This window comes from Stenotrophomonas sp. X (assembly GCF_055721025.1).
In genome coordinates, this window is the sequence record NZ_CM146756.1 from 2,042,734 (window position 1) to 2,063,210 (window position 20,477).

20 protein-coding genes are annotated in these 20,477 nt (G+C 67.2%); 5 read left to right on the forward strand and 15 right to left on the reverse strand.

Going from position 1 to position 20,477, the window contains the following annotated elements:
• Positions 1–5 precede the first annotated feature (5 nt).
• The 10 genes from flgJ to ACZ75I_RS09415 form a co-directional block, all read right to left on the reverse strand.
• Positions 6–1,205, reverse strand: a complete 1,200-nt coding sequence (gene flgJ / locus ACZ75I_RS09370; RefSeq protein WP_472959010.1) for a flagellar assembly peptidoglycan hydrolase FlgJ — start codon at positions 1,203–1,205, stop codon at positions 6–8.
• A 1-nt stretch (position 1,206) separates the two neighbouring features.
• Positions 1,207–2,337, reverse strand: a complete 1,131-nt coding sequence (locus ACZ75I_RS09375; RefSeq protein ID WP_154350736.1) for a flagellar basal body P-ring protein FlgI — start codon at positions 2,335–2,337, stop codon at positions 1,207–1,209.
• Between the two features lie 8 nt (positions 2,338–2,345).
• Complete coding sequence (gene flgH / locus ACZ75I_RS09380) at positions 2,346–3,038, reverse strand: flagellar basal body L-ring protein FlgH (RefSeq protein ID WP_005416456.1); 693 nt, start codon at positions 3,036–3,038, stop codon at positions 2,346–2,348.
• Positions 3,039–3,060: 22 nt separating this feature from the next.
• A complete protein-coding gene (flgG, locus tag ACZ75I_RS09385) occupies positions 3,061–3,846 on the reverse strand; it encodes a flagellar basal-body rod protein FlgG (RefSeq protein ID WP_005416457.1) in 786 nt (261 codons plus the stop codon).
• Positions 3,847–3,949: 103 nt separating this feature from the next.
• On the reverse strand, positions 3,950–4,699 hold the full coding sequence (locus ACZ75I_RS09390) for a flagellar basal body rod protein FlgF (RefSeq protein ID WP_049412405.1): 750 nt from the start codon (positions 4,697–4,699) through the stop codon (positions 3,950–3,952).
• A gap of 32 nt (positions 4,700–4,731) precedes the next feature.
• Positions 4,732–5,955, reverse strand: a complete 1,224-nt coding sequence (flgE, locus tag ACZ75I_RS09395) for a flagellar hook protein FlgE (protein WP_005416459.1) — start codon at positions 5,953–5,955, stop codon at positions 4,732–4,734.
• Between the two features lie 32 nt (positions 5,956–5,987).
• Positions 5,988–6,671: a flagellar hook assembly protein FlgD gene (locus ACZ75I_RS09400; protein ID WP_180867996.1), complete on the reverse strand. Its 684-nt coding sequence runs from the start codon at positions 6,669–6,671 to the stop codon at positions 5,988–5,990.
• 23 nt (positions 6,672–6,694) lie between these two features.
• Positions 6,695–7,102, reverse strand: a complete 408-nt coding sequence (gene flgC / locus ACZ75I_RS09405; RefSeq protein ID WP_005416461.1) for a flagellar basal body rod protein FlgC — start codon at positions 7,100–7,102, stop codon at positions 6,695–6,697.
• Between the two features lie 3 nt (positions 7,103–7,105).
• On the reverse strand, positions 7,106–7,501 hold the full coding sequence (flgB, locus tag ACZ75I_RS09410; RefSeq protein WP_005409576.1) for a flagellar basal body rod protein FlgB: 396 nt from the start codon (positions 7,499–7,501) through the stop codon (positions 7,106–7,108).
• Positions 7,502–7,648: 147 nt separating this feature from the next.
• A complete protein-coding gene (locus ACZ75I_RS09415; RefSeq protein WP_019659622.1) occupies positions 7,649–8,593 on the reverse strand; it encodes a chemotaxis protein in 945 nt (314 codons plus the stop codon).
• 166 nt (positions 8,594–8,759) lie between these two features.
• Between ACZ75I_RS09415 and flgA the strand changes: the two genes are divergently transcribed.
• The 4 genes from flgA (at position 8,760) to ACZ75I_RS09435 (ending at position 11,444) form a co-directional block, all read left to right on the forward strand.
• A complete protein-coding gene (flgA, locus tag ACZ75I_RS09420) occupies positions 8,760–9,416 on the forward strand; it encodes a flagellar basal body P-ring formation chaperone FlgA (RefSeq protein WP_061478698.1) in 657 nt (218 codons plus the stop codon).
• A 75-nt stretch (positions 9,417–9,491) separates the two neighbouring features.
• Positions 9,492–9,797 carry a flagellar biosynthesis anti-sigma factor FlgM gene (gene flgM, locus ACZ75I_RS09425; protein WP_005409579.1) on the forward strand — a complete coding sequence of 102 codons (306 nt, stop codon included), beginning with the start codon at positions 9,492–9,494 and terminating at the stop codon, positions 9,795–9,797.
• A complete protein-coding gene (locus tag ACZ75I_RS09430; protein ID WP_014037132.1) occupies positions 9,794–10,132 on the forward strand; it encodes a FlgN family protein in 339 nt (112 codons plus the stop codon). The genes flgM and ACZ75I_RS09430 overlap by 4 nt, the downstream gene beginning before the upstream one ends.
• A 91-nt stretch (positions 10,133–10,223) precedes the next feature.
• On the forward strand, positions 10,224–11,444 hold the full coding sequence (locus tag ACZ75I_RS09435; protein ID WP_472959011.1) for an ATP-binding protein: 1,221 nt from the start codon (positions 10,224–10,226) through the stop codon (positions 11,442–11,444).
• Between the two features lie 93 nt (positions 11,445–11,537).
• Here ACZ75I_RS09435 and ACZ75I_RS09440 read toward each other — a convergent pair whose 3' ends face one another.
• Together ACZ75I_RS09440 and ACZ75I_RS09445 are read right to left on the reverse strand one after the other, a co-directional pair.
• Positions 11,538–13,310 (reverse strand): EAL domain-containing protein, encoded by a 1,773-nt coding sequence (locus ACZ75I_RS09440; RefSeq protein WP_005416466.1) that lies wholly within the window; start codon positions 13,308–13,310, stop codon positions 11,538–11,540.
• A gap of 3 nt (positions 13,311–13,313) precedes the next feature.
• Positions 13,314–15,416 (reverse strand): sensor histidine kinase, encoded by a 2,103-nt coding sequence (locus tag ACZ75I_RS09445; protein ID WP_180867994.1) that lies wholly within the window; start codon positions 15,414–15,416, stop codon positions 13,314–13,316.
• A gap of 130 nt (positions 15,417–15,546) precedes the next feature.
• Here ACZ75I_RS09445 and ACZ75I_RS09450 point away from each other — a divergent pair, with 130 nt between their 5' ends.
• Positions 15,547–18,306: an EAL domain-containing protein gene (locus tag ACZ75I_RS09450; protein WP_180867991.1), complete on the forward strand. Its 2,760-nt coding sequence runs from the start codon at positions 15,547–15,549 to the stop codon at positions 18,304–18,306.
• Between the two features lie 91 nt (positions 18,307–18,397).
• Here ACZ75I_RS09450 and ACZ75I_RS09455 read toward each other — a convergent pair whose 3' ends face one another.
• The 3 genes from ACZ75I_RS09455 to ACZ75I_RS09465 form a co-directional block, all read right to left on the reverse strand.
• Positions 18,398–18,904 (reverse strand): hypothetical protein, encoded by a 507-nt coding sequence (locus tag ACZ75I_RS09455; protein ID WP_180867989.1) that lies wholly within the window; start codon positions 18,902–18,904, stop codon positions 18,398–18,400.
• Between the two features lie 67 nt (positions 18,905–18,971).
• A complete protein-coding gene (locus ACZ75I_RS09460; protein ID WP_005409586.1) occupies positions 18,972–19,187 on the reverse strand; it encodes a hypothetical protein in 216 nt (71 codons plus the stop codon).
• A gap of 98 nt (positions 19,188–19,285) precedes the next feature.
• Positions 19,286–20,476 (reverse strand): methyl-accepting chemotaxis protein, encoded by a 1,191-nt coding sequence (locus ACZ75I_RS09465; RefSeq protein WP_014647075.1) that lies wholly within the window; start codon positions 20,474–20,476, stop codon positions 19,286–19,288.
• Between the last annotated feature and the right edge of the window lies 1 nt (position 20,477).

A 20,477-nucleotide genomic window follows, 5' to 3' on the forward strand; every position in this document is an offset into this window, starting at 1 on the left:
GTTCCTCAACGACGAGTGATACCCAGCGCCGCGGTCGCGGTGCTGGCGAAGGTCTGGCCAAGGCGCGAGCCGGCGTCGGCCACGGCGGCTACGGCGCGCTCGATGGTCGGGCCGCCGGCGATCGCAGCGATCTTGGCGGCGTAGCGCGGATCGGTGGCGTAACCGGCGCGCTGGAGGCCACGGGCGAAGCCCTGCACGTCGGTGCCGGCCTGCAGGGCCTGCTGGTAGCGCGGGCTTGTCTTCAGCAGGCGCACGTAGTCGGCAAAGCTCTCGGCCGCTGAACCGTAGGCGCGGAAGCTGGCGGTTTCGTTGCGGCGCACGCCATCGACATATTCATGGGTGCCGGCCGTGGCGCGCTGGCCGGTCCAGCCAGTGGCCTTGATGCCGAACAGGTTGTGCGAGGTGCTGCCATCGGCATGCTTGATGTGGCGCTTGCCCCAGCCGGTCTCCAGCGCGGCCTGGGCGACCAGGGCGCGGGCATCCACGCCCAGTTCCCTGGCCGCGCTCTGTGCGTGCTGCCAGATACTGGCGACAAAGCCCTCCGGGGTATGCTCGCCGAGCTGGGCGACGGCGGTGCGCGTGGCCAGGGCATCGGCCGGGCTCACGGCCGTGCCGCGATTGCTGGCCGTCGCCGTCCACTGGTCGCTGTTGGCGGCCCAGTCCTCGCCCTGCAGGCTGCCGATGTACGGATCCTCGGTGCCCAGCGAGCGGTGCAGCCCGCTGCTCTCACGGCCGGCGATCAGGTCCAGTGCCTGTTCCATCGGTGCCAGCGCGGCCTGCGCACCGTGCTGTGCGCCTGCGGCCATCTGCTGCAGCATGCGCACGGCCTGGCTGCCATCTTCCAGGGGCAGCGACAGTGCCGGCCTGGCCGGCGCGTTGAGCTGGTAAGCGCGGCTGGCCTTGGCCGGATCCACGCGGGTATCCAGTGCCGGACCTTCGGCGGCCTGGCCGGACAGCTGGCGGGTGATCATGCCCGAAAGGCCAAGGCCCTTGCCGCGGGTCATCGCCTCGGCAATCTTCTGGTCGTACATGTCGCGGAACATCTTGTTCTCGCCGGGAAACAGCGAGTCGCCGAAGCTGGCATCGCGCATGCTCTTGACCAGCATCTGTGCGAACTGGCCTTCCAGCTGGCGAGCGACCTTGTCGATCTTCGCCGGATCGTTCTGCTGCGCCGGGTGCAGGTCGAATGCGGGATTGATGCGCATGTCAGATCACCTCGAGCTCGGCACTCAGTGCGCCGGCCTGCTTCAGGGCTTCCAGGATCGCGATCAGGTCGCCCGGTGCCGCACCCACGGCGTTCACCGCATGCACGATCTCGTCCAGGGTGGTGCCGCCGCTGAACTTGAACATGCGGCTGCCGTCGTTGGTGGCAGTGATGGTGGATTGCGGGCTGGCCACGGTACGGCCGCCCGACAGCGCATTGGGCTGGCTGACGTTGGTGTTCTCCTGGATCGTCACCGTCAGCGAACCATGCGAAATCGCCGCAGGGCCGACGCGCACCTGCTGGCCGATGACCACGGTGCCGGTGCGTGAATTGACCACCACCTTGGCCGGGGCGCTGCCCGGGGTCAGTTCCAGGTTCTCGATGCGCGCCAGCAGGCCGATGCGTGCGCCCGGATCGGTCGGTGCGGTGACGGCGACGGTCACGCCATCGATCGCGCGTGCCGCACCTTCGCCGAACGCGTTGTTGAGCGCGGCGACCATGCGCGAGACCGTGGTGAAATCGTTGTTGTGCAGGTTCAGGGTGATGTCGCCGCCGTTGGCCAGCGGATCGGGCAGGGCACGCTCCACGGTGGCGCCGTTGGGAATACGGCCGACGCTGGGCACGTTCACCGATACACGGGAACCGTCCTTGCCCTGCGCGCCAAAGCCACCCACGATCAGATTGCCCTGGGCGATGGCATAGATCTGGCCATCGGCGCCGCGCAGCGGGGCCATCAGCAGCGAACCGCCGCGCAGCGACACCGCGTTGCCGATCGAAGACACCGTGATGTCGATCGGCTGGCCCGGCTTGGCGAACGGCGGCAGTTCGGCGTGGATCGCCACGGCGGCCACGTTCTTCAGCTGCGGGTTGACGTTGGGCGGCACGTTCACGCCCAGCTCGCCGAGCAGGTTTTTCAGGCTCTGCACGGTGAAGGGCGCCTGGCTGGTACGGTCGCCGCTGCCATCCAGGCCGACCACCAGGCCATAGCCCACCAGCGCATTGCCGCGCACGCCGCCGACCTGGGCGAGGTCCTTGATGCGCTCGGCGCTGGCCGGGGCGGCGACGACCAGCAGCATCAGCGACGCGATCAACGCCACGCGTTGCTGCCAGAAGGTAGAGAAGGAGAAGTTCATGGCCATACTCAGAACGGCGTCAGGCCGGAATTGAAGAAGCGGCTCAGCCAGCCCATCGCGTTGGACTGCGCGACCGGTCCGCGGCCGCCGTAGACGATGCGGGCCTCGGCCACGCGGCTGGAGGGAATGGTGTTGTCCTGGCTGATGTCGCCCGGGCGCACGATGCCCTGCACCTGCACCAGTTCATCGCCCTGGTTCAGCCGCAGGTTCTTCTGCCCCTGCACCACCAGGTTGCCGTTGGGCAGGCGCTGGATCACGGTGACCGTAACGCTGCCCTGCAGGCGGTTGCTCTGCGCGCTGTTGCCCTTGCCGGTGAAGTCACGCGCGCCCTTGGCGGTGGCACTGAGGATGTCCTTGCCGCCCAGGGTGACCGGTGCGCCGAGGATGGACGGCGTGCCCAGGCTCAGGTTGGATTCCTTGTTGGTGGCCGTGTTGGCGCTGGTCTGCGCGGTGGTGTTTTCCAGCAGGGTGATCGTCAGCAGGTCGCCGACATCGCGTGCGCGGCGGTCCGAATACAGCTGCAGGGTCGGGCCAGCGGCGTAGATCGCACCGGCGGTGGGCGCGGCCTGCGGCGGCATGATCGGCTGGATCGGTGCCATCGCCGGATAGGGGCGCACGTCGCCCGCGATCACGCAGCCACCGAGCAGGGCGACCACAGTGCAGGCGAGGGCAGTACGGGCGAGGTTGGAAATGGGCGACATGGCGGTTTCCCGGTTGGGCCGGTCAGATCTTGTTGTTGAGATAGCCGAGCATCGAGTCGGTGGTGGAGATCGCCTTGGCATTCATTTCGTAGGCGCGCTGGGTTTCGATCATCGACACCAGCTCTTCCACCACATTGACGTTGCTGCCTTCCAGCGCACCCTGCACCACGGTGCCGAGACCGTTCAGGCCGGGATTGCCGTTCTGGGCCGGGCCCGAGGCCGTGGTCTCCAGGAACAGGTTCTCGCCGCGCGCCTGCAGGCCGGCCGGATTGACGAAGTCGGTCAGGGTCAGCGCACCGACTTCCACCGACGCGGCGTTATCGGCCATCTTTACGCTGATGGTGCCGTCGCTGCCGATGGTGACCGACTGCGCGCCCTCGGGAATCTGGATGCCCGGCTGCACCGGGTAGCCGCTGTTGGTAACCAGCTCGCTGTCCTGGTTGATCTTGAACGAGCCATCACGGGTGTAGGCCGAGCTGCCGTCGGGCATCTGCACTTCGAAGAAGCCGCGTCCGTTGACCATCACGTCCAGTGCGCGGCCGGTCTGCTGCTGGCCACCCTGCTCGAAGTTCTTGGCGGTGGCGACCACGCGCACGCCGGTACCCAGCTGCAGGCCGGTCGGCAGCTGCGTCTGCGCCGACGAAGAGCCGCCCGGCTGGCGCACCTGCTGGTACAGCAGGTCCTCGAAGCTGGCGCGGTCCTGCTTGAAGCCGGTGGTGTTGGTGTTGGCGAGATTGTTGGAAACCACCGACATGCGCATCTGCTGCGCATCCAGTCCGGTTTTCGCGATCCACAATGCCTGGTTCATCTTCGGAGTCCTGTCTGGGTGAAGCCGGCCGCGCAATGCGGCCCTTGGTAGCGGGTGTGCAAGCGGTGTGCCAGCGCCGTGCCCGGGCGGCGCCGGAAATCCGTCAGCTGCCCAGGCGGAGCAGGCTGTTGGCGCTGCGCGCGTTGTCGTCGCCGTGCTTGATCACCTGCACCTGCATTTCGTACTGGCGCTGCAGCTGGATCATCTGCACCAGCGCACCGGCAGCATCGACGTTGCTGCCTTCCAGTTGCCCGCTGTGCACGGCGGTGCCCTGTGCCGGTGCGAACGGCTGGCGCGGGTCGGTGTTGCGGAACAGGCCATCCAGGCCGCGCTCGAGTCGCTCGTCCGGCGCCTGCACCACCTTGATCCGGCCGATCTGCGCCATCGTCTGCGGGCCTTCGCCCTGCGGGATGATCGAGATCGTGCCGTCGGCGCCGATCTCCATCGCCTGGTAGGGCGGAATGGCGATCGGGTTGTTGTTGTCATCCAGCACCGTGCGGCCGCCAGAGGTCACCAGCTGGCCGTTCGGCGTCACCGACAGGGCTGCGCCGCGCGTATACGCTTCGCTGCCATCGCTCGCCTGCACCGCCAGCCAGGTGCCGCTCTGCAGTGCAAGGTCCAGTGGTTTGCCGGTGATGTGCTGCGCGCCGGGCCGGCGGTTGAAGCCGGCGTCGACGTGCAGCGCATCCACCCGCGAGGCAAAGCCCGGACCCTTGATCGGGAAGGCTTCGGTGTTGGCCAGCGCTTCCTTGAAGCCAGGAGTATCCGAGTTGGCGAGGTTGTGGCTGAGCGTTCCCTGCGCCTGCAGGGAGGCGCGGGCACCGGTCATCGCCACGTAAAGGGCTTTATCCATGCGGGGAGTTCCGTGACAGGGTCAGCAGCTCATCAACGGATGTTGATGACGGTCTGGGTGATCTGGTCCTGCGTGGTGATCATCTGCGCGTTGGCCTGGAAGTTGCGCTGCGCGGTGATCATGTTGACCAGCTGCTCGGTGAGATCGACGGTGGACGCTTCCAGCGAGCCGGCCTGGATCTTGCCGAGATTGGAGGTGTCCGGCATGCCGGTGCGCGGCGTGCCCGACTCGAAGGTCTCCACCCACAGGTTGTTGCCCTTCGATTCCAGTCCCTGGGTGTTGTTGAAGGTGGTCAGTGCGACCTGGCCCAGGGGCTTGTCGTCACCGTTGGAGTAGCGCGCATAGACCACGCCCGACTCGGACACAGTGATTTCGTTGAGCTTGCCGGCCGCGTAGCCGTCCTGCTGGGTGTTGCGCAGGGCGAACTTCTCGCCGTACTGGGTCGAACCGCTGATGTCCAGCGTCATGTTCAGCTGGCCAGCGCCCGTGGTCGGGGTGAAGGTGCCGAGGCCAACCTTGCCGTTGGCCGGGGCGGTCAGCTTGCCGCTGTTGTCGAAGGTGACCGCGGTCGGGGTGCCAGCGGGCTGGCCATCGACATAGTTGTGCACGGTCCATTCGTTGGGGTTGGCGCCCTTCACGAAGTACGAGACCTGGATATGGCTCACGCCCAGCGAGTCGTACACGGTGATGCCGCCGCTGGAGTGGTTGTAGCTGTTGGAGTCGGTCGGGTCGAACGTGGCCACGGTCGGCTGCTTGGCGTTGGCCGGCAGGGTGAAGCCCACCTTCACTTCGCTGGTCTGCTTCGGCGGGCTGTCGGTGGTCAACAGCTGCAGGTCGACCAGGCGGCCGGCGTCGAAGTTGGTGCCATCGGCATTCGGCGCGAACACCTGCAGGCGCGCGCCCTGCGGATTGACCACGTAGCCGGCCGAATCGGTCTGGAAGTTGCCGGCACGCGAATACACACGCGAACCGTTCATGTTCATGGTGAAGAAGCCCTCACCGGAAATGGCCATGTCCAGGCTGCGCCCGGTCTGCTCGTTGTGGCCCTGGATGAACTGCTGGGCGACGTTGGAGACGCGCACGCCCGAGCCGGTCTGGTTCTTCGACAGGCCATAGCTGGTGGAGGCGAACAGATCGGCGAACTCGGCGCGCGACTGCTTGAAGCCGGTGGTGTTGACGTTGGCGACGTTGTTGGCGGTGACGCTCAGGTCGGTGTTGGCGGCATTGATGCCGGACAGCGAGACATTGAAGCCCATGGGATGCTCCTGGTTGATGCGGGATGTGCGGCTCAGCTGACGCGGAGCACGTAGTCGATCGGGGCCGTGCCCAGGCCCTTGAGGTTCAGGTACAGGCCGTCGGACCCGACGGTCACGCTTTCCACCGGCGCCTGCACATAGGTGGACAGCTTGGTGCTCTTGCCGGCGGTATCGACATGGTTGGCAACGATGGAATACTTGCCCGGTTCCATGCGCTTGCCGTTGGCGTCCTTGCCGTCCCACTGGAAAGCGGTTTCGCCTGCCGCCTTGGCTTCCACGCTCAGCGAGGTGACCTTGGCGCCGGTGGCATCGGTGATATCCACGGTGATGATGCCGGCCGACGGCGCGGCCACCGTGCCCTCGACGCTGTCTTCCTTCTCCAGCACCAGCTTTTCCGATGGCACCAGCACCTGGTGGCCGACCAGCGCCGCGCCACGCAGCACCTGGTCGCTGGCCATCGATTCCTGGAAGCCCTTCACCGTCTTGTTCAGATCGGTGATGCCCTGCACGGTGGACATCTGCGCCATCTGCGCGACCATCTGCGTGTTGTCCATCGGCTTCAGTGGATCCTGGTGCTGCAGCTGCTCGGTCATCAGGCGCAGGAAGTCGGCCTGGTCGAGCGTGTTCTTCTTTTTCGTGGCGTTGCTGTTGGGGGCGTTCAGGCCCAGCGCGGAATAGACGTCCTGGCTGGTCTGGTTGTTGACGGCGGTGGTCATGGCGGTATCCGGTGCTGCGGGCCTCAGCGGCCCATGGTCAAGGTGGCCAGGGCCAGTTCCTTGGCGGTGGTCAACATCTCCACGCCGGCCTGGTAATTGCGCGAGGTCGAGATCAGGTTGACCATCTGCGCCACCGGATCGACGTCGGGCTGGTAGATGTAGCCATCGGCGTCTGCCAGCGGGTGGCCCGGCTCGTAGCGCTTGATCGGCGCCGCTTCGCTCTGGGTGATCTCCTTCACCTTCACCGAGGTGATGTTGGGATCGTTCTTGCTGGTGACGGCCTGGAAGATCGGCTCCAGCGGCTTGTACACGGCGTCGGCAGACCCGGCCACGGTGTCGGCGTTGGAGAGATTGGAGGCGATGGTGCTCATGCGCACCGACTGCGCCTGCAGCGCGGAGCCGGCGATATCGAAGATCGGCAGGTTGCTCATGGCTTATTGCCCCGTGATCGCGGTCAGCATGGAACGCACCTTGCTCTCGACGAAGCTGAGCGAGGCGCGGTACTCGAGCGCGGCTCGGCCATAGGCGGCACGCTCGGCATCGGGATCGACGGTGTTGCCGTCCAGGCTGGGCTGCACGCCCTCGCGCGCGATCTGGAACGGGTTCAGGCCACTACTGATTTCGTAGTGCTGCTCATGGGTGGTGGCCATCAGGCCGTTGGCATCCTGCCCCTGGGCATGGCGCAGGGCGGCATCGAAGTCCAGGTCCTGGGCCTTGTAGCCGGGGGTGTCGGCATTGCCGAGGTTGCTGGCGATCAGCTTCATCCGCTGTTCGCGCAACGGCATGGCCTGGGCGTGGACGCCCAGGTAGTCGGTAATCAGGTTGCGCACGGTGCACTCCCACGGGAACGTTGCCCGGGAAGCTGCAAGGGGTGTGCCAAAGCACGGTGCGTCTTGGTAGAGCCGAGCCATGCTCGGCTGCCTTTCGTTCAGGCGCCGCACAAGCCGAGCATGGGCTCGGCTCTACAGGATAGGGCCCTACGCCGCCATCGCCACCTTGCGCAGGCGGTCCAGCACGAAGTCAGCCAGCTCGTGCGGCGAGTACTTGGCGACGAACGCGTTGGCGCCGACACGCTCGACCATGGCGTTGTTGAAGACACCCGACAGCGAGGTGTGCAGCAGCACGTAGAGGCCGGCCAGGCCCGGATGGCGCCGGATTTCCGTCGTCAGCGTGTACCCGTCCATGGCCGGCATCTCGATGTCGGAGATGACCATGGCATAGCGTTCGGCTGGGTTTTCGCCCGAGGCGTGGATCTGCAACAGGTGGTCGAGAGCCTGCTTGCCATCGGAAAGCAGGGTGGCACCCACGCCCAGCTGATCCAGCACGCTGCGGATCTGCTGGCGGGCCACGCGCGAGTCGTCCACCACCAGCACCTGCAGCTGGGGGCCATCGGCGGGCATTGCCATCGCCGGATCGAGTACGGCGTCACCGCGGACCTGGGCGATATCGGCCAGCACGCTTTCAACGTCGATCACCTGGATCAGCTCCCCCTGGAAGCGGGTGACCGCGGTCAGGTAGCTCGACTCGGCGCCAAGCTCCGGTGGCGGGTGGATGTCTTCCACCGCGATGTTGACGATGCGCTCGACGCCGCTGACCAGGAACCCCTGGATCGAGCGGTTGAATTCGGTGACGACCAGGTAACCCGGCGAGGTATCGGCATCGGGCTCACGTTCCGGGTGGCCGATGGCCAGGCCCAGGTCCAGCACCGGCACCGAGCGGCCGCGCACGTCGGCCACGCCGGCGAACTGGCTGGGCAGGCCGGGCACCTGGAACAGCTCCGGGCGCCGCAGGACTTCCTGCACCTTGAAGACATTGACGCCAAAAAGCTGACGTCCGCCGAGACGGAACAGCAGCAGCGCCAGGCGGTTGTGGCCGGCCAGTCGGGTCCGCTGGTCGATCCGGTTGAGCAGGTCATGGGACATGGCTGCTGTATCGGCGCGTTGGGCGCCAAACTTGAGGGTGCTCTGTCACCTGCGCGCTCCACACCGCAATTGTGGTGTCGCGCCATGTTCGACCGAGGCAGCTCTGCCCCTCTGGCACACGCCTTGCACGCACCTGGGCCAGCTCTTGCCGATTGAAGGAGGCGCCATGCGCCGGGTCACATCTCTATTCGCCATCGCGCTGGCACTGGCCTCGCCGTGGGCGGCTGCCGCCGACTGGCAGCCGGTGGCGAGCATCCGCGCGGCGGCCTTGTCGACGCTGCCGGCGGGCAGCGAGGGCGAGGCCCAGGTGGCCGATGCGCTGCGCCTGCCGAAATGTGGCAGCGCGTTGCAGGTGCAACCCACCGCCAACACCACGGTGGAGGTCAGCTGTCCGGATGCGGGCGGCTGGCGCCTGTTCGTGCCGGTAAAGGTGCGGCGCAACCAGACCGTACTGGTGCTCAACCGCGGAATCGGCACTGGAGAAACCCTCACTGCCGCCGATATCACCACTGCCCAGCGTGACGCTGCGCGGATTGCCGGCGCGGTGCTGTCCGATCCCAATGCAGCGATCGGCCGCGTCGCCCGCCGTCCGCTGCAGGCCGGAGCCCTGCTGTCGAACAACGATCTGGTGGTGCAGCGTCTCATCAAGCGAGGAGACAATGTGGCCCTGGTGTCGCGTCGCGGCTCGGTCGAGGTCCGCATTGCCGGCCGTGCGATGGGTGATGCCGGTGAGAACGAACGGGTCTCGGTCGAGAACCTGTCCTCGCGGCGGATCGTGCAAGGCACGGTCGATGCCGCAGGTGACGTAATCGTGGCGCGTTGAATTACCGCAAAATATCCCTAAAGATCGCGGCCCTGCGGCCGTTATCCCTTGTGAACGGCAACTCCAGGACACCCCATGAGCCAGAAAATCGACGGCAACCTGCAGGTCCCCCAGGCACTGCGCAGCGTGACGACCCCGGCCAACAAGCCCGGTGTCAGCACCGATGCGGCGGCGCGCCCGGTCGAGGCGGCCGACAGCCTGCGCCTGACCGGCGAGGCCACCAATCTGCAGGCCATCGAGCGCGAGCTGACCACCGCCCCGGCGATCGACGCCCAGCGCGTGGCCGCCGTGCGCGAGTCGCTGCAGAACGGCACCTACAAGATCAATCCGGACGCGATCGCATCGCGCATGCTCGATCTGGACCAGCAGCTGCACGGATGACTGCGGCGATGAGCGAGCCGCTGCAGCGTCTCGCCCAGGCCCTGGACGTTGAACGCCAGGCCCTGGTCGAGCACGACGTGCACGCCCTGATCCGGGCTACCGGCGCCAAGCTGGAAGCGTTGCGTGCGCTGGAAGGCGCGCCGCCGGTGGGCGAGGGCGAACAGCTGCAGGAACTGGCCGAGCGCAACCGGGCCAACGGCGTGCTGCTGTCGCGCCGCCGCCGCGAGGTGAACTGGGCGCTGCGCCAGCTCGGCCGCACCGAAGACGCCTCGGCCTACGATGCCAAGGGCCAGTCGCACACGGTCAGCATCGGCAGGCCCCTCGCCGTCGCCTGAGGCGACGGCGGTCGCATAACCTCTCCCGGCGGGCTGAAGCCCGCTGCATGACCGCGTATATTGGGCGCCTGTTCGAACGTCCCGAGTCGCCGTGTCCGCTGCCAACGCCCTGGTTACCGCCCCCCTTCCGCCGCAGCCGGTGCTGCAGGCCCTGCTTGAGCGCCTGCGCGAAGGCCTGCTGCTGTTCACCGATGACGGGCGGGTGGCCCTGGCCAATCCGGCCGCACAGAACCTGCTGGCCAGTGGCGAGTACGGCGGGTTGCCGCCGCCGCAGCGCCTGCGCGAACTGCTGCCGCCCGATGCCCTGGAACAGGCTCGCCAGCATGGTCACTGGAATGGCAGCCTGCCGCTGGGCGAGGGTGTGGTCATCGCCCATCTGTACCACCATGGTCCGGTCGGCCAGGGGCATTTCCTCGCCCTGTTCCGCCACATCGAAGGGCAGGAAGACTACGAACGCGAGCTGCAGCAGCGCCATGCCGAACTGCGCCAGGCCTACCTGCGCCTCAATGGCACCCAGGAAAAGCTGCTGCAGTCGGAGAAGATGGCGTCGATCGGCCAGCTGGCCGCCGGCGTCGCGCACGAGATCAACAACCCGATCGGTTACGTGCACTCCAACCTGGGCAGCCTGCAGGAATACCTGCGCAGCCTGTTCACCGTGATCGAAGCCTACGAGCGCGCCCTGCGCGCGCCGGACCCGAAAGCGCTGATCCCGGAAATCGATGATATCCGTGACCGCCTGGATATCGATTTCATCAGCCGCGACCTGCCGCAGCTGATGGCGGAATCGCGCGAAGGCATCGAGCGGGTCACCCGCATCGTGCGCGACCTGAAGGATTTCTCGTATTCCGGCCGCGACGAGTCGTGGAAGCTGGTCGACCTGCACGCGGGCCTGGAATCGACCATCAACATCATCTGGAACGAACTCAAGTACAAGGTCACCCTGGTGCGCGAGTTCGGCCAGTTGCCCCTGGTGGAGTGCCTGCCATCGGAGTTGAACCAGGTCTACATGAACCTGCTGCTCAACGCCGGCCATGCCATCGCCGAGCGCGGCACGATCACGGTGCGTACCGGCGTTGATGGCGATCACGTTTGGGTTGAGTTCGAAGATACCGGCGGTGGCATCTCGCCGGAACTGCGCCAGCGCATCTTCGATCCGTTCTTCACCACCAAGCCGGTGGGCAGTGGCACCGGCCTGGGCCTGTCGATCTCCTACAGCATCATCAACAAGCACCACGGCCGCATCGACCTGGACAGCACGCCCGGCGTGGGTTCGCGCTTCCGCGTGGTGCTGCCGGTCAAGCAGCCGCGCTGACCGCTTCTGGTAGTGCCGGCCGCTGGCCGGCAACCTCATTGAACCCGATATCCAGAGCAGCCGGCCAGCGGTCGGCTCTATCAGAGGGGATGGTTACCGTAATGGGCGATCCTCGCCGCCATCTCCGCTCTCCACCGGCGCCGGGCCGGCATTGCTGCGGCGCTGTTCCTCGTACGTGCGGAACGCCTGGTGGATGTGCTTGCGCAGTTCGTCGTCGTTCCACGGCTTGGTCAGGAAGCGATAGATCGCGCCGCGGTTGATCGCATCGGTCACCGTGTTCAGATCGGTGTAGCCCGACAGCACCAGGCGGATCGTATCCGGGTACAGCATCTTCACCCGGCCCAGGAACTCGGTGCCGCTCATGTCGCTCATGCGCTGGTCGGACAGGATCACCTGCACGTCATTGATCGCCAGCAGGTCGAACGCATCGCGCACGTTGCCGGCGGCCAGGATGCGGTAGCCGTCGCGGCGGAACAGGCGCACCAGCGAGCGCAGCACGTTCTCCTCGTCATCCAGCAGCAGCAGCGTCCGGTCCGGGCGCGTCTCGGCGAAGGCTTCCGGACGCAGGTAGCGGCGGCGCAGGGTCATGCCGGCGGCATCGGCCGACATCGGTTCGCCGAACAGGTAGCCCTGGAACACGTCGCAGTCGTTGCGGCGCAGGAAGCCCAGCTGCGCCTGCGATTCCACGCCGTTGGCGATCACGGTCATGCCCAGCTGGTGGCCCATGGCGATGATCGCGCGGGCGATGGCCGCTTCACGATTGCCGGCCGGCGCGCTCTTGATGAAACTGCGGTCGATCTTCAGCTTGTCGACCGGGTAGCGCACCAGCGCGCTGAGGCTGGAGTCGCCGGTACCGAAGTTGTCCAGGCTCAGGCTGATGCCTTCGTTGCGCAGGTTGGCCAGCGTTTCATGGACGAAATTGACGTTGTTGGTCAGCGCGCTCTCGTTGATCTCCAGCGTCAGCATGTGCGCCGGCACGCCCGCGGCCTGCAGCAGGGACATCACCTCGGCGAAGAAGTTCGGCCGCAGCAGCTGCAGGGTGGACACGTTCACTGCGATGGTGAAGTCATCGAAGCCCTGGTCGCGCCACAGCCGCGCCTGCTTCAAGGCGCCTTCCAGCACCCAGGTGCCGATCTGCACGATGATGCCCAGGCGTTCGGCGGTGCGCATGAAGCGCTCCGGCACCAGCATGCCCAGGGTCGGCGACTGCCAACGCAGCAGCGCTTCCATGCCCACCACGTGGCCGTCGCGCGCGCTTACCAGCGGCTGGTAGCGCAGCTTCAGCTCGCCATTGGGAATGGCATCGACGATCTGGCGCGCGATGATGCTCTCGCTGTGCGCACTCGGCGGGGTGTCCACCGCATGGATGCGCACGGCATTGCCGCCTTCGCGGGCGGCCTGGTACAGCGCATCCTCGGCATGATCGAGCAGGCGCGAGGTGCTGCTGGCATGTTCCGGGCACAGGCTCACGCCCAGCTTGCCGGTCATGAACAACGTGTACGGCAGCACCGACAGCGGCAGCTCCATCTGCTGGCGGATCTCCTCGGCGAAATCCTCCGGCAATGGCAGATCCGCGGTACGCGGCACCGCGATCAGGAACTCGTCGCTGCCATGCCGCCACAGCTTGCCGCGCCCGCGCAGGTAAGACTGCAGGCGCTGTGCCACCAGCACCAGCGCCTGGTCGCCCACTTCGGCACTCATGTTTTCGTTGACCGATGCGAAATGGTCGATGTCCACGTGCATCAGCATCAGCGCGATGCCGCCTGAGGCTGCCTCGGCAACCATTGCCTGCAGCTCGGGGTTGCCGGCGCCAAGGCGGTCGGGAGCGTCATCGATGCTGACCGGGGGCAGGTTGGGATTCCACATGGCTCAGTATTCCGGTGAATCGACGGCGGCCCTGCTGGCCGCCTGGTAGGGGAGGTGGACATCGACCAGGGTGCCTTCGCCATGCGCGGATTCAATCCGCACGTGGCCACCGACGCTCTGCGCGCGCTCGCGCATCACGATCAGGCCCAGGCCGCGCGGGCCGTCCGGATCGAAGCCTTCGCCGTCATCGCGGATCTGCAGGTGCAGGCCGCGCTGGCCGACATCGCGCAGCTGCAGCAGGACCTGGCTGGCGCGCGCATGGCGCAGCGCATTGGTCAGGCTTTCCTGTGCGATGCGGAAGCAGGCCTGTTCGATGCTGTTGTCGGGGCGATGCGGCAACGGCTCGATCTCGGCCAGCAGCTCCACCGGCGAGGAGCGGAACAGAACCCGCGCCTGCCAGCTGAGCGCTGCCTCCAGGCCCAGTGCATCCAGCTGCGGGGGGCGCAGCAGGGTGGAGATGTCGCGCAGTTTGGCCACGGTGGTGTCGGCCAGGCTGACGATCTGCGCCAGATCCTGCCCACGCCGCTGCGGATCGTCCTCTTCCAGCGCCGCGTGCGCCGACAGCTTGATCGCGGTGATGGCCTGGCCGATGTCATCGTGCAGGTCGCGCGAAATCGCACGACGCTCGTCCTCCTGCAGCGAGAACAGCCGCCCGGCCATCGCCTGCAGTTCGCGGTTGCTGGTTTCCAGCGCGCTGCGGATGCGTTCGGAATCACTGAGGTCGCGCACGATCAGCAGCTTGCAGTCGCGGCCACCGTAGCGCACGTCGCCCACCGCCAGGCCGGCATGGAAGCTGCGGCCGTCGCCGCGCTGCATGGCCACCACGCTGCTATGGCCCGGTCCCAGGTGTGGCTGGCCGGCACGCAGCTGGCTGCGCACCCGCGGCAGGTCTGCGGCAGCGACCAGCGCCGACAAGGGCTCGCCCAGCAGGGTATGGCTGCCGTAGCCGAACAGGCCGGCGGCCCAGGCGTTGGCGTACAGCACATGCTCGTCGGAGAGGATCACCACGCCGTCGGGCAGTACCCGCACCAGCTCGCGGAACTGCTCCTCGCGCTCGCGCAGCAGGCGCCGCGACTGCTCGCGTTCGGTCACGTCCTGCAGCGTGCCCAGCACGCGGTTGCGGCCAGCTTCATCAAGACCACTGGCGGCGCGCAGGTGCACCATCAGCGCGCGCCCATCCATCGACAGCAGCGGTAGCAGCACGTCCACCTGTACCGGCTCGCCGGAGCACAACTCGGCCAGCAGCTGCTCGGTCTGGGTAGCGGTGGCCGGGTCGGCCGGCACCAGCAGTTCGTCGAAGCGGTGCCAGCGGCGGGCTTCGGGCGGGCGGCGGCCGAGCAGGCGATAGACCTGGTTGGAATAGCGGCCCAGCCCGGTGGACGGGTCCAGCTCCCAGGCACCGATGCGGGCCAGCTCGTGGGCCTCTTCCACCCGTGCCAGCGCCTGGTCGCGACGCAGCTGGGCCAGATCCTCTGCGGTGCGGTCGATGGCGATCAGCAGGCGCGCATTGTGGCCGTCGTAACTGATCGCGTTGGAGCGCAGTTCCATGTGCCGCAGCGCGCCATCGCGCAGCTGCAGCTGCGCGCGCAGGATGCACAGCTCTTCGGGCGTCTCGCGGATCGCCTCCAGCTTGGCCTGCAGCGCCTGGCCCTCGCCGGGTGGCCACAAGGCGTCGATGGTCTGTTCCAGCAGCTCATCGCGCTCCCAGCCGAAAGCGGTGCAGGCGGCTGGGTTGGCATCGAGGATCGCCAATGTGTCCAGGTCATAGACGAGGATCGGGCCGGGGTTGCCCTCGAACATCTGCCGCAGGCGCAGCTCCGAGGCCTGCTGGCGGGCGTGGGTATGCAGCACGTGCTCGGCCAGCGGGCGCAGCAGCAGGTACAGCAGGCCCGCGCTGGCCAAGGCGAAGAACGAGCCCTTCAGGCCCTGCCACAGGGCCGCCTGCTGCGGATCGGGCACCAGCGCCTGCACCACGCTGTCGGTGGAGATCATCCAGGCCAGCGCCATCACCAGGTAGCTCAACACCACCCGCCGCCGGTCACGGCTCAGCGCCTGCGCCATCCGCGGGTCGGGAACTGGGGCGTTGCCGGTCGGTTCTGCGGGCATGGACGGGGCGGGTGAAAGGGGCGCCGGTCATCTTACCCCGCAGCGTGCCGTCACCACTCAATTATCCGCCGCAGGCGCCGTTAACCACTGCGTGCCCCGCTGACGGGCGTGTCATCCGGAGCAAGATCGCGTGGACCAAGGGATCATCGCCAGCCTGCTGCAGCACCCGCTTGCGTCGGCGCTGGTCATCGTCGACCGTACCGGGCGCCCGCTGGCGGCCAATCCGGCCGCGCGCGAGCATGGCCTGCCGGCTACCGTGGCTGCCTATGCGCCGATGCTGGAAGATCTGCGCCTGATGGCCGCCGATGGGGGCATCGTGCCCTGCACGCTGCCGGGCGGCCCGCGCGGCCACTACGACGGTCACCTGCGCGCCGTTCATGACGGTGCTGGCAACCTGCTGGCGTTCACCCTGAGCATTCCCGAGCCGGTGCCGGTCGACGGGGGTGGGCGCTGGGAACTGGCACTGGACAGCGCCGGCCACAGCCTGTGGGACTGGGACATCCCCAGTGACCGGGTGGCGCGCACGCCAGCGCTGGGCGACGAAACGGCCACTGAACTGCTGTCGCGCGTGCACAGCGAGGACATTGACCAGGTGCGCGCCGCGCTCGACCAGCACCTGCGCGGGTGCAGCGAGCAGTACAGTGCACAGTTCCGCTTCCGCCAGGCCGATGGCCAGTGGCGTTGGGTGCTGGATCGCGGCCGCGTGGTCGCGCGCACCGCCGATGGCCAGCCGCTGCGCATGGTCGGCACGCATACCGATATCGAGCAGCAGAAGCAGCTCGAATCGCTGCTGCAGGAACAGCAGCTGCACCTGAGCGAGGCCCAGCGCATCGCCAGCATGGGCAGCTGGTCGTTCGACCCCAACAGCGGGCACTTCTGGTGGTCGCCGGAGCTGCGCTCGCTGCTGGCGCTGGAGCACGGCGCCGTGCCTGGCCAGCGGCGCTGGCTGAAGCAGCTGCATCCGCGCTCGCGCGGCGCGTTGCGTGCGGCATGGCGGCGGCTGTGGCGCGATGGTCGTGCCGCCAATCTCGAGCTGGAGCTGACCCGCGGCCATGAGCCATCACAGCACCTGCGGCTGTGGATGCAGCCGCTGCTGGACATGGACGGGCAGCCCAAGCGCCTGCTGGGGCAGGTGCAGAACATCACCGAGCAGCACCAGACCGATGCGTTGATCCGCTGGCGCACGGAACTGCTCAACCGCGTTTCCGCGCTGGGCCGCATCGGTGGCTGCGAGATCGAGGTGCAGACCCGGAGCATGCAATGGACCGAGGAGTGCTATCGCATCCACGGCCTGCGCAAGGAACCGATCACCCTCGACCAGGCGATGGCGCTGTACACCGAAGACTCGCGCGATGCGTTCGAGGCGGCGCTGGCCCGCATCGCCAACGGCGGCCTGCCTGAGCAGCTGGACCTGTGCTTCTACCGCCAGTCCGGCCTGCGTGTCTGGGTGCAGGTGCTGATCGAGCTGGATCGTCGTGACGGACTGCCGCCGCGCTTCGTCGTCCTGTTCCGGGACATCACCCGCGAGCGCGAGGCCAACGAGCGCATCGAACTGCTGGCCCACTACGATCTGCTGACCGGCCTGCCCAATCGCGTGCTGCTCGGTGAACAGACTGCCGAGGCCATCGAGGAGGCGCGTGATCGCGGCACCTCGTTGGCGATGCTGTTCATCGACCTGGACGGCTTCAAGACCATCAACGACAGCTTCGGCCACGCCACGGGTGATGCGCTGCTGAAGGCTGCCGCCACCCGCCTGCACCAGAACCTGCGCAACAACGATCTGTTTGGCCGTTTCAGCGGCGACGAGTTCATCGTCGTACTGCGCGACCTGGCTGAGCCTGAGGATGCGGGACATGTCGCCCGCAAGCTGATTGCCTCGCTGGCCGAGCCGTTGCGCCGCGGGGAAACCACGTTGAAGGTCGGTGCCAGCGTCGGCATCGCGATGCTGGGCGATGCGCAGACCGATTTCGATTCACTGCTGCGCGCCGCCGACGCCGCCATGTACGCGGCCAAGGAAGCCGGACGCAACACCTACCAGTACTACAGCCAGGATGCCCTGGCCCGCATCCAGCGCAGGCTGGAGCTTGAGCACGCGCTGCACGGTGCGATCGAGCGCGAGGAGTTCAGCCTGGCCTATCAGCCGCTGCTGCACGCCCACCAGGGCGAGCCGCCGGCAATCGAAGCACTGCTGCGCTGGCATCGCCCCGGCATCGGCTATTGCAGCCCGGCCGAGTTCATTCCCATCGCCGAGAAATGCGGCGAGATCGTGCGCATCGGCGACTGGGTACTGAACGAAGCTTGCCGTCAGGCAACCGCCTGGGACCGGGCAGGACTGCATTTCGACCGCATCGCGGTCAACGTGTCGGCGGTGCAGCTGCGTGATCGCGGCTTCGCCGAGCGCGTGATCGACATCTGCCATGCCCACGGCTGGCCGCCGCAGCGGCTGGAGCTGGAACTGACCGAATCGGCGCTGATCCGTGACACCGACATCCTGCGCCACTGCTTCGACGTGCTCGAACGGCACGGCGTGCCGCTGGCGGTGGACGACTTCGGTACCGGCTTCTCCAACCTCAACTACCTCAACCGCTTCCCGGTGGGTCGCCTGAAGATCGACCGCAGCTTCGTGCAGGGCATGCTGCATGATTCGGGCACGGCCGAAGTGACCCAGGCCATCGTGCACCTGGGCCATGCGCTGGGCATGAAGGTGGTGGCCGAGGGCGTGGAAACGCACCAGGAAGAGGACATGCTGCGCCGCCAGGGCTGCGACGAGATCCAGGGCTACCTGTACTCGCGCCCGCTCAGCCCGCGTGACCTGGCGCAATGGCTGCGCCAGCAGCACCCGGCGCCGATGCGCACCGACGCCAGCAGCGAAGCGGTGCTGGTGCGCTGACAGTCTGCGCTGGCGAGCACGTGCTCTGGTAGGTGCCGACCTTGGTCGGCACGAATGCCTGCACATGCGACCCTCCACGCATGGCATGGATCTACCTCGGAAACTCCGCCTTCAACTGCATGCGCAGCGCTTCGACAATGGCCGCATAGCGCCGCTTCTGGACCAGATAGCTGGCCAGGAACAGCGGCAGCACCAGCAGCATCGGCGCAATCAACGGGCGCATCGCCACCAGTGGCAACAGCAGCAGCGACAGGATCGCCACGAACCAGCTGCACAGGCCGATCACCCGTACCTCGTGCCGCCGTGCGTTGAGCACGATGCGTCCACGCATCACCGGGAAGTAGCGCAGGCCGAAGCTCGGCGCGAAGCTCTCGCGGAACGCCATGCTGCCATCGGGCAGCGCATGGAAGGCCAGTCGCAGCCACTTGTCCTGCGGCAGGTCACGCTCCAGGCTGCCCAGCGAGAGCCGGGCCTGCATGGCCGATGATGCCGCGATGCGTTCGTTGAACAGGGCGATGCCCCAGCTGAAATAGCCGGTCACCCAGGCCATCAGAAGGACGGTCTCGATCAGGAGCACTGCGATCAGGGCGATGGCCATCGGTCTTCCATGAACGGGACCGGGGCATCATGCCATGCGGGACGGTCCATCCACGCATGGCGTGGATCTACTTCAGGGCTTCGCCATCCAGCCCGAGATCCCAGGCCAGGCCCAGCAGCGCCTCGTCCGCCCGCGATGGGGCCGGGCGCGCGTCCGCCAGCTGCTGCAGTTCGCGGATCTCTTCGCGGGCGACCTCTTCCAGCTGTTGCAGCTGCTCACGCACGCTCGCGTTGCGCGGGCGCTCGGTGTCGGTGAGGGAGGGCAGGGCGCGGATCAGGGTCATGGTGCGCTTACAGGATGCATCCAGCGGCGGGTCACAGGCAAAGGCCCCGGACGAACCGGGGCCTTGCGGGCTGCCAGCGAGGGCAGCGGACATCAGGATCAGAACAGCTCGACGGTGCCGGCGCCCATGCTCTGCTGGGCGACGGGCTTGTGCGGCGGGCGTTCCCATTCGCTGCGCAGCTCGCGCAGGCGGTTGCCGGTGCGCTGCAGGGCGCTGGCAATCTCTTCGTCGAACACGCCGCCATTGCGGTGCAGGAGCTCTTGCAGGGCCACCGCTTCGCGGTTGATCGCGGTCAGGCGGTCCAGGTGGGTGTGCACGCCGCCCAGCGCCTGGGTGGCGATGTCTTCGAACTGCAGGGCGCGCACGGCTTCGGCCACGCTGCCATCGATCGCACGGGCGCACTCGGACACTTCGCGCATGCCGTCGCCGAGCGAGGCATTGATCTGCGCGACGTTGTCGAGCATTGCCGCCGCTTCCTGGCGCGCTTCGCGGGAGCGGTCCATGTCACGCGAGGCCATGTGCGAGACGGTCTCGCGCACCTTGGCGATGGCGTCCTTGGAGCTGTGCGCCAGCTTGCGGATCTGCTCGTTGAAGGTGGTCGAGCGCTCGGACAGGTTGCGAACTTCGTCAGCGACCACGGCGAAGCCACGACCGGCCTCACCGGCACGGGCCGCTTCGATGGCGGCGTTCAGCGCCAGCAGGTTGGTCTGGTCGGCGATCGACTTGACGTCTTCCAGCAGCGCGAAGATGCCATCCAGGTGCTGCGCCATCTGGTCGATGTGCTGCACGGTGGTGCTGCTCTGGCCGCTCACCTGTTCCAGCGCTTCCACCAGCTGTTCCATGCGGTGGCTGGCGTGCTGGGCGAAACGGGCAACGTCGAGGCCGGCATTGCCTTCATCGCCGGCGCGGTCGACGATGCGCGACAGCGCCTGGCTCTGCTGGCGAGACTTGCGGTTCATCGCATCGAAGCTGCCGCCCAGGCTGGAGACCGCTTGGCGGATCAGGTCGCGGGCGCGTTCCACTTCACCACGCGAACCGTCGATTTCGTTGCCGACGAAGTTGCGCAGTTCGGTCAGCAGCTGGTCCTGCTCACGCAGGACACGGGCATGTTCCGGGGAACGATGCGCCTGGGCGCGGGTAGTCCACCACGCGAAGCCGAGCCAGCTCAGCGTCATCGTGGTCAGGATCGCCCATCGCAGGGCGGCCGGCCATTCGAATCCGATGGCAAAGGGGAGCAGCAGGGTCAGAGCCAGGGGGGCGGCCAGACGGATGAAAATGCGTGAGTACATG

Coding starts and splice junctions, on each gene's coding strand:
- ACZ75I_RS09375 (WP_154350736.1), bottom strand. CDS start 2,337: ATGAACTTCTCCTTCTCTACCTTCTGGCAGCAACGCGTGGCGTTGATC.
- ACZ75I_RS09465 (WP_014647075.1), bottom strand. CDS start 20,476: ATGTACTCACGCATTTTCATCCGTCTGGCCGCCCCCCTGGCTCTGACC.
- flgJ (WP_472959010.1), bottom strand. CDS start 1,205: ATGCGCATCAATCCCGCATTCGACCTGCACCCGGCGCAGCAGAACGAT.
- ACZ75I_RS09390 (WP_049412405.1), bottom strand. CDS start 4,699: ATGGATAAAGCCCTTTACGTGGCGATGACCGGTGCCCGCGCCTCCCTG.
- ACZ75I_RS09430 (WP_014037132.1), top strand. CDS start 9,794: ATGACTGCGGCGATGAGCGAGCCGCTGCAGCGTCTCGCCCAGGCCCTG.
- ACZ75I_RS09415 (WP_019659622.1), bottom strand. CDS start 8,593: ATGTCCCATGACCTGCTCAACCGGATCGACCAGCGGACCCGACTGGCC.
- flgM (WP_005409579.1), top strand. CDS start 9,492: ATGAGCCAGAAAATCGACGGCAACCTGCAGGTCCCCCAGGCACTGCGC.
- ACZ75I_RS09460 (WP_005409586.1), bottom strand. CDS start 19,187: ATGACCCTGATCCGCGCCCTGCCCTCCCTCACCGACACCGAGCGCCCG.
- ACZ75I_RS09400 (WP_180867996.1), bottom strand. CDS start 6,671: ATGACCACCGCCGTCAACAACCAGACCAGCCAGGACGTCTATTCCGCG.
- flgA (WP_061478698.1), top strand. CDS start 8,760: ATGCGCCGGGTCACATCTCTATTCGCCATCGCGCTGGCACTGGCCTCG.
- ACZ75I_RS09445 (WP_180867994.1), bottom strand. CDS start 15,416: ATGCCCGCAGAACCGACCGGCAACGCCCCAGTTCCCGACCCGCGGATG.
- flgE (WP_005416459.1), bottom strand. CDS start 5,955: ATGGGCTTCAATGTCTCGCTGTCCGGCATCAATGCCGCCAACACCGAC.
- flgG (WP_005416457.1), bottom strand. CDS start 3,846: ATGAACCAGGCATTGTGGATCGCGAAAACCGGACTGGATGCGCAGCAG.
- ACZ75I_RS09455 (WP_180867989.1), bottom strand. CDS start 18,904: ATGGCCATCGCCCTGATCGCAGTGCTCCTGATCGAGACCGTCCTTCTG.
- ACZ75I_RS09440 (WP_005416466.1), bottom strand. CDS start 13,310: ATGTGGAATCCCAACCTGCCCCCGGTCAGCATCGATGACGCTCCCGAC.
- flgC (WP_005416461.1), bottom strand. CDS start 7,102: ATGAGCAACCTGCCGATCTTCGATATCGCCGGCTCCGCGCTGCAGGCG.
- flgH (WP_005416456.1), bottom strand. CDS start 3,038: ATGTCGCCCATTTCCAACCTCGCCCGTACTGCCCTCGCCTGCACTGTG.